General features: G+C 63.0%; 1 protein-coding gene. It reads right to left on the reverse strand.

Annotated elements, in window-relative coordinates; translation table 11 throughout:
* The coding region (locus PH586_RS23545) for a glycine cleavage T C-terminal barrel domain-containing protein (RefSeq protein ID WP_271350227.1) at positions 1-216 on the reverse strand (216 nt) is incomplete at both ends.

The following is a 216-nucleotide window of genomic DNA, read 5'->3' on the forward strand; positions in this document are numbered from 1 at the left end:
AAGCCCATGCTGGTGCTGTAGTAGCTGGAGGTCACATGGCCGACCATGCTCATCGGAATCGCCTGCTTGGCGTCGAACACCAGCTGCGCGCCTTCCGGCAGCACCTCGCGGGTTTTGACCGGTTTGAGGCCAACCAGCTGCTTGCGGTCTGCCTTGACGCAGTCTTCGCGGTTCATCCCGCGCCAGCCGATCCAGGAGAACGGTTTGCTGCGACCG

The sequence above is a fragment of the Pseudomonas aestuarii genome, assembly GCF_027988105.1.
GTDB lineage: Bacteria > Pseudomonadota > Gammaproteobacteria > Pseudomonadales > Pseudomonadaceae > Aquipseudomonas > Aquipseudomonas aestuarii.